Annotated in this window: 5 protein-coding genes; 4 read left to right on the top strand and 1 reads right to left on the bottom strand. The window is 74.7% G+C overall.

The window, feature by feature from the left end; all coding sequences use genetic code 11:
* Positions 1-181: 181 nt before the first annotated feature.
* Positions 182-1,219 (top strand): CorA family divalent cation transporter, encoded by a 1,038-nt coding sequence (locus AB0442_RS26115; RefSeq protein WP_366165736.1) that lies wholly within the window; start codon positions 182-184, stop codon positions 1,217-1,219.
* 110 nt (positions 1,220-1,329) lie between these two features.
* The gene (locus tag AB0442_RS26110; RefSeq protein WP_366165734.1) at positions 1,330-2,484 is read left to right on the top strand and encodes a glutamate--cysteine ligase; all 1,155 of its coding nucleotides are present in this window, start codon (positions 1,330-1,332) and stop codon (positions 2,482-2,484) included.
* Positions 2,485-2,531: 47 nt separating this feature from the next.
* Here AB0442_RS26110 and AB0442_RS26105 read toward each other — a convergent pair whose 3' ends face one another.
* The gene (locus AB0442_RS26105) at positions 2,532-3,935 is read right to left on the bottom strand and encodes a PLP-dependent aminotransferase family protein (protein WP_366165733.1); all 1,404 of its coding nucleotides are present in this window, start codon (positions 3,933-3,935) and stop codon (positions 2,532-2,534) included.
* Between AB0442_RS26105 and AB0442_RS26100 the strand changes: the two genes are divergently transcribed.
* Together AB0442_RS26100 and AB0442_RS26095 are read left to right on the top strand one after the other, a co-directional pair.
* On the top strand, positions 3,934-5,172 hold the full coding sequence (locus AB0442_RS26100) for an aminotransferase class V-fold PLP-dependent enzyme (RefSeq protein WP_366165731.1): 1,239 nt from the start codon (positions 3,934-3,936) through the stop codon (positions 5,170-5,172). The two genes, AB0442_RS26105 and AB0442_RS26100, sit on opposite strands and share 2 nt — an antisense overlap.
* A complete protein-coding gene (locus AB0442_RS26095) occupies positions 5,169-6,473 on the top strand; it encodes an MFS transporter (protein ID WP_366165730.1) in 1,305 nt (434 codons plus the stop codon). Before AB0442_RS26100 ends, AB0442_RS26095 begins: the two co-directional genes overlap by 4 nt.
* Positions 6,474-6,511 lie beyond the last annotated feature (38 nt).

The following is a 6,511-nucleotide window of genomic DNA, read 5'->3' as shown; positions in this document are numbered from 1 at the left end:
AACACATTCCTCCCCCACCCCCCTCTCTCCCCACCCCCCCGGCGGCCCCCCCCCGGCGGGGCCCCCCCCCCGCCGCGCCCCCCCCCGACTCGGAGGAACATCGGTTGCCGGGGGCGGGTACGGCGCGCCGTGCCGCATCCGGCGACGCACGGCGCGGTCGGCCGGACGCGAGGAGACGGTCATGATCGTGGACTGCGCGCACTACCGCGACGGACGCCGGCAGCACGAGGGCGCGATGCCGCTGGAGGAGGCCGCCGCGCACGCCCGGCAGGGCGGATTCGTCTGGCTCGGCGTCTTCGAACCCGGGCCCGACGAGCTGGCCGGCGTCCAGGAGACCTTCGGCCTGCACGAACTCGCCGTCGAGGACGCCCAGGCCTTCCACCTGCGGCCGAAGGCCGAGCAGTACGAGGACGGCACCGAACTCATCATCCTGCGCACCGCGCGGTACGACGACGAGCGCGAGGAGATCGACACCGGCGAGATCAGCATCTTCCTCGCCGAACACTTCGTGATCACCGTCCGGCAGGGCATCGCCAGCGAACTGGCCGGCGCCCGCAGCCGCCTCGAACGCCGCCCGGACCTGCTGCGCACCGGCAGCGCCGCGACCTTGTGGGCCATCCTCGACCAGGTCGTCGACGGCTACGCCCCGGTCGTCGCGGAACTCGACCGCGACATCGAGCAGATCGAGGCCACCGTCTTCTCGGGCGCCGTCGCGCCGACCGAGCGGATCTACTTCCTGCGGCGCGAGGCCACCGACTTCTACCGCGCCGTCCACCCGCTGCTCGCCGTGCTCGCCCGGCGCCTGCAGCCCGGCCGGGCACCGGCCGAGCTGCTGCCGTTCTTCCGCGACGTGCACGACCACCTCCTGCTGGTCAACGAGGAGGTCGCGGCCCAGCGCGACCTGCTGGCCACCGTCCTGGAGGCGAACATCGCGGTGATCTCCGTGGAGCAGAACACCATCACCCTGCGCCAGAGCGCCACCATGGAGCGACTCACCGTCATCGCCACGGTCTTCCTGCCGCTCTCCTTCGTCGTCGGCTTCTTCGGCCAGAACTTCGCCTGGCTGGTCAGGAACATCACCAGCTTCACGGCCTTCCTGGTGCTCACCCTCGGTGGACTGCTGCTGCCCTGCCTGCTGCTCTTCGTCTGGCTGCGCCACCGCCGCCGCAAGCCCCTCACCCCCGTCCCCGGCGGCCTCGCCCCGCGGGACAAGCCCTAGGGCTTGTCCGACGATTCCCGCCGCGCGCGCGACGCCGGATCATCCCGACCGGACGCCCCGGGAACGCCCGCCCGGATGTGCCGACGCGGCGTACGTGGTAGCCCGGAGTCATGGGCGCTGGCACCGACACGGCAGGCGGAGGCGGAACGGTCACCGATCCGGACGGACCCCCGACGATCGGGGTCGAGGAGGAGTACCTGCTGCTCGACCCCGGGAGCGGGCTGCCGCTGCCGCGGGTCGACGAGGTGCGGCGGATCGCCGGACTGCACCCCGCGGTGCACCACGACGAACTGCAGAACGAGCTGCTGCAGGCCCAGGTGGAGGTGGCCACCCCGGTCTGCCGGGGCCTGGGCGAGGTCGGCGGCCACCTGCTCCGGCTGCGGCACGCACTGGCGACGGCGGCGGAGTCGGCGGGCTGCCGGCTGGCGGCCTGCGGCACCGCCCCGTACGCGCCCGACGCTCCGCCGGAGATCGTGGACTCCCCGCGCTACCACTCGATCCGGAGCATCGTCACGCGGCTGGCCGACGAAGCGATGATCAACGGCATGCACGTGCACGTGGCCGTGCCCGATCCGGAGACCGGGGTCGCGGTGCTCAACCGGCTGCGGCCCTGGCTGCCGGTGCTGACCGCGCTCTCGGCCAACTCGCCGCTCTGGTACGGCACCGACACGGGCTACGCGAGCTGGCGGACGGTGGTCTTCGGCCGCTGGCCGATCAGCGGCATTCCGCCGTACTTCGCCGACGCGCGGGACTACGAGCGCCGGATCGACCACCTGCTGGAGGCCCACCTGATCCGCGACCGCGGCCAGCTGTACTGGCAGGCCCGGCTGTCCGCCAAGTTCCCGACCGTGGAGCTGCGGTCGATGGACGTCCAGCTGCGCGCCGACGAGGCGGTGATGCTGGCCGGACTGGTCCGGGCCCTGGTCGTCACGGTGAAGCGGGACGCCGCCGAAGGGGTCCCGCCGGACGGCCGGACGCCGGAGAGCCTGGAGGGCGCGGCCTGGCACGCCGCCCGGTACGGCATGGACGGCACGCTGCACGACCCGGCGACCGGGTTGTCCCGGCCGGCCGGCGAGGTCGTCGCGGGCATGCTGGAGCTCCTCGCCCCGGCCCTCGAGGAGCTCGGCGACACCCGGGCGGTGGCCCCGCTGGTCGGCCGCCTGCTGAGGGAGGGCAACGGCGCCGAACGCCAGCGCCGCCACCTCGTCGAGCACGGCAGGACGGGGCTGATCAACATGATCGCGGCGGAGAGCGCCGCCAACTGAGCCCCGGCCGTTCGACGAGCGGGCCGGCGGCGCAGGACCGCCCGGGGTCACGCCGGGCTGCGGGCGGCCGCGGCGAGTCGGCGCGCGGCCTCGGCGAGGTCGGCGGGCTCCGCGGCGGCGGCGAAGGAGAGCCGCACATGGGCGGCGGGCGGTTCGGCGGGGAAGAACCGCTGACCGGGGTCGACGGCGACGCCGTGCGCGCGGGCCGCGTCGGCGAGGGCGGACTCGGTAGGGCCGGGCGGCAGCCGCAGCCACAGGTGGAGGCCGCCCTCCGGGGCCGGGGCCGCAGTCCAGTCCGGGAGTTCCCCGGCAACGGCATGGGCGAGGACGGCGCAGCGCTGCCGCAGTGCGGTGCCGAGTCCGCGCAGGTGGCGGTCCCAGGCGGGGGTGGAGAGCAGTTCGACGGCGGCCTCCTGGAGCGGCCGGGCGAGGAAGAAGTCGTCGACCCGGCGCAGGCTCAGCAGCCGCCGCAGGACCGGTCCGCGGGCGGTGATCGCGCCGATCCGCAGGCTGGGCGAGGCGGGCTTGCTGAGCGAGGTGAGGTGGACGACGGTGCCGTCGCGGTCGTCGGCCGCCAGCGGCCGGGGGAGGGGGCGACCGTGCCCGAGGTGGCGTGCGAAGTCGTCCTCCACCAGGAAGGCGCCTGCGGCCCGCGCCACGTCGACGACCTGGCGGCGCCGTTCGGGGGCGAGGACGGTGCCGGTGGGGTTGTGGAACGTCGGCTGGCAGTAGAGCAGCCGGGCGCCGGTCATGGCGAAGGCGTCGGCGAGCAGGTCGGGGCGCAGACCGAGGTCGTCCATCGGGACGGGCACCGGGCGCAGCCCGGCGGCACGGGCGGCGGCCAGCGCGCCGGGATAGGTCGGCGACTCGACGAGCACGGGCGCGCCGGGCGCGGCGACGGCCCGGAAGAGCATGGACAGGGCGCTCTGGCCGCCGGCGGTGACGAGGACGTCCTCGGGCCCGTGGTCGCCGCCGGTCTGGCGGGCGAACAGGGCGCGCAGGGTGGTGAGTCCGGCGGCGGGCGCACGGTGCCAGGCGTCGGGGCGGCGGGCGGCGCGGGCGAGGGCGGCGCCGAGGATCCGGCCGGGCTGCAGGCTCTCGTGCAGGTAGCCGCCGGAGAGCGGAACGGTGCCGGGCGGGAGTTCGCGCGGGCCGGTCTCCTCCTCGGCGGCCTCGATCCGGCGGCCCGCCAGTACGACGGACTGCCATGAGGTGTCCGGGGCCGCGGAGCCGGGGGACCGGCGCGCCGTCACGTAGGTGCCGCTGCCGGGCCGGGTGACGACGACGCCCTCGGCCGCGAGCTGCGCGACGGCGCGGGAGACGGTGACCGGCCCGACACCGTGACGGGCGATCAAGTCCCGGCTGCTGGGCAGGCGGTCGCCCGGAGCCAGGGCGGCGATCTCGGTGCGGAGGATCGCCAACAGGGCCTCAGTACTGCTACCGTCATTCATGACGATACAGAATAGCGCTTTCGCCGTCGGCCCGGAACCGCTCCTCGACATCGCCGCCCTGCGGGCCGACACCCCCGGCTGCGCCTCCGTGGTCCACCTCAACAACGCCGGTTGCGGCCTGATGCCCCGTCCGGTACTGCGCACGGTGGTCGAGCACCTGGAGCTGGAGGCCGCCACCGGAGGCTACGAGGCCGCCGCGGCCCGGGCCGCCGAGACCGCGGACTTCTACGCGGCGACGGCCAGGCTGCTCAACACCCGTCCAGGGAACATCGCCTTCGCGGCCAGCGCCACCCACGCCTACACCAAGGCGCTCTCCTCGTTCGACTTCCGACCGGGCGACACCGTCCTCACCACCCGCAACGACTTCGTCTCCAACCAGATCGCCTTCCTCTCGCTGCGCCGCCGCCACGGCGTGCGGATCGTCCACGCCCCCGACCGCCCGGACGGCAGCGGCGTCGACGTCGACGCGATGGCCGCCCTGATGCGCGCCCACCGACCCCGCCTGGTCGCCGTCACCCACGTGCCCACCAACTCCGGCCTCGTCCAGCCGGTCGCCGAGATCGGCCGGCACTGCCGCGAACTGGGCCTGCTCTACCTCGTCGACGCCTGCCAGTCGGTCGGCCAGTACCCGGTCGACGTCGCGGAGATCGGCTGCGACCTGCTCACCGCCACCTGCCGCAAGTTCCTGCGCGGGCCGCGCGGTTCGGGCTTCCTCTACGTCTCCGACCGCGTCCTGCAGGCAGGCGCCGAACCGCTGTACATCGACATGCACGGCGCCCGCTGGGTCGCACCCGGCCACTACCGGCCCGTCCCCAGCGCCGCCCGCTTCGAGGAGTGGGAGTTCCCCTACGCCACCGTGCTCGGCTGCGCCGCGGCCGTCCGCTACGCGCTGGAGGTCGGCCAGGACGCGGTGGCCCGGCGCACCCCCGCGCTCGGCGCACTGCTGCGCGAGCGGCTGGCCGGGGTGCCCGGCGTCCGCACCCTCGACCGCGGGCCGGCCCCCGCCGCGCTGGTGACCGTCACCGTAGACGGCTGGGAGCCGCTGCCGTTCAAGGCGGCCCTGGACCGGCGCCGGATCAACTCCGCGCTGAGCTTCCGGGAGTTCGCCCAGTTCGACTTCCGCGACAAGGAGGTCGAGTGGTGCCTGCGGCTGTCGCCGCACTACTACAACACCGAGGACGAGGTCGCCGAGGTGGCCGCGGCGGTCGCCGAACTCGCCGCGGAGGGCCGGCGATGACCGCCCTCCCGCCCGCGCCCGGCAGCACGGCCCCCGCGGAGGCGGCCCGCGTCACCCCGCCGAGCCTGTGGCACAACCGCGACTTCGTCCGGTTCTGGCTCGGCGAGACCGTCTCCCTGCTCGGTACCCAGGTCACCGCGCTCGCCCTGCCGCTCACCGCCATCGACGCCTTCGGCGCCACCGACGAGCAGGTCGGCCTGCTGCGCTTCCTGCAGCTCGTCCCCTACCTCGGCCTCGCGCTGGTGATCGGCGTCCGGGCGGACCGGGCCCGGCGCCGCCCGGTGATGCTCGGCGCCAACCTGGTCCGCCTGGTGCTGCTCGCCCTCGTCCCGCTGCTGTACTGGTGGCACGCCCTGGACCTGACGGTGCTGATGGTGATCGCCTGCGCCGTCGGTACCGCCTCGGTGGTGTTCGACGTCAGCTGGATGTCCTACGTGCCGTTGCTGGTGCGGGACCGCAGGCAGTACGTCGCGGTGGGCGCGCGGATGAGCGCCTCCTCCTCCGCCGCGGACGTGGCCGGGCCCGGCCTCGCGGGGGTCCTGGTCTCCGCCGTCGGAGCGCCCGCCGCACTGGTCGTCGACGTCTGCTCGTACGCGGTGTCCGTCGTCTCGCTGCTGCTGATCCGCACCTCCGAACCGTCCCCCGAGCGCCCCGCCGAACGGCACCTGCTGCGCGAACTCCGGGACGGCCTGGGCTTCGTGCTGCGTGACCGGGTGCTGCGGGCGCTCGCCCTGATCGGGTTCTGCTGCAACTTCTCCATGGTCACGGTGTGGACGATGTTCCTGCTGTACGGCAGCCACGACCTGCGGCTGTCCTCCACAGCCCTGGGCGGCGTCCTCGCCACCGCCTCGGCCGGCGGCCTGCTCGGCTCCGTCCTCTCGCGCCGGGTGATCGAGCGCTTCCCGCTCGGTCGCGTGTACCTGACGGCCCAGTCGGCGCTGCTGCTGGGTCCGGTGCTCGTCCCGTGCGCCGCCGGGCCGCGCCCGGTCATGGCGGCGATGTTCGTGCTCTCCTTCTTCACCACCTACCTGGGGCTCGGCATCGCCGGTGTGATCATCGTCAGCCTCCGTCAGGCCGTCACCCCGCAGCCGATGATGGGCCGGATGACCGCGGCCTTCCGCACCCTGCTCTTCGGCGGCGGAGCACTCGGCGGTCTCGGCGCGGGCCTGCTGGCCGGACAGCTCGGCGCCCGCGGCGCGCTGGCCGTAGCCGCAGCGGGCTCCGCCGCCGTCGTCCTCGCGCTCCCGGCCTCCCCGGTCGTCCGCCTGCGCACCCTCCCGGAGGCGCCCGCCGAGCACTGACACCACACGCACGGGTCTGCTCCGGCCGGGGCGGAGCA

Source organism: Kitasatospora sp. NPDC085895 (genome assembly GCF_040702125.1).
Classification (GTDB): Bacteria; Actinomycetota; Actinomycetes; order Streptomycetales; family Streptomycetaceae; genus Kitasatospora; species Kitasatospora arboriphila.
Note: the sequence above shows the minus strand (reverse complement) of the source record. Positions and strands in the feature narration are given on the sequence as shown.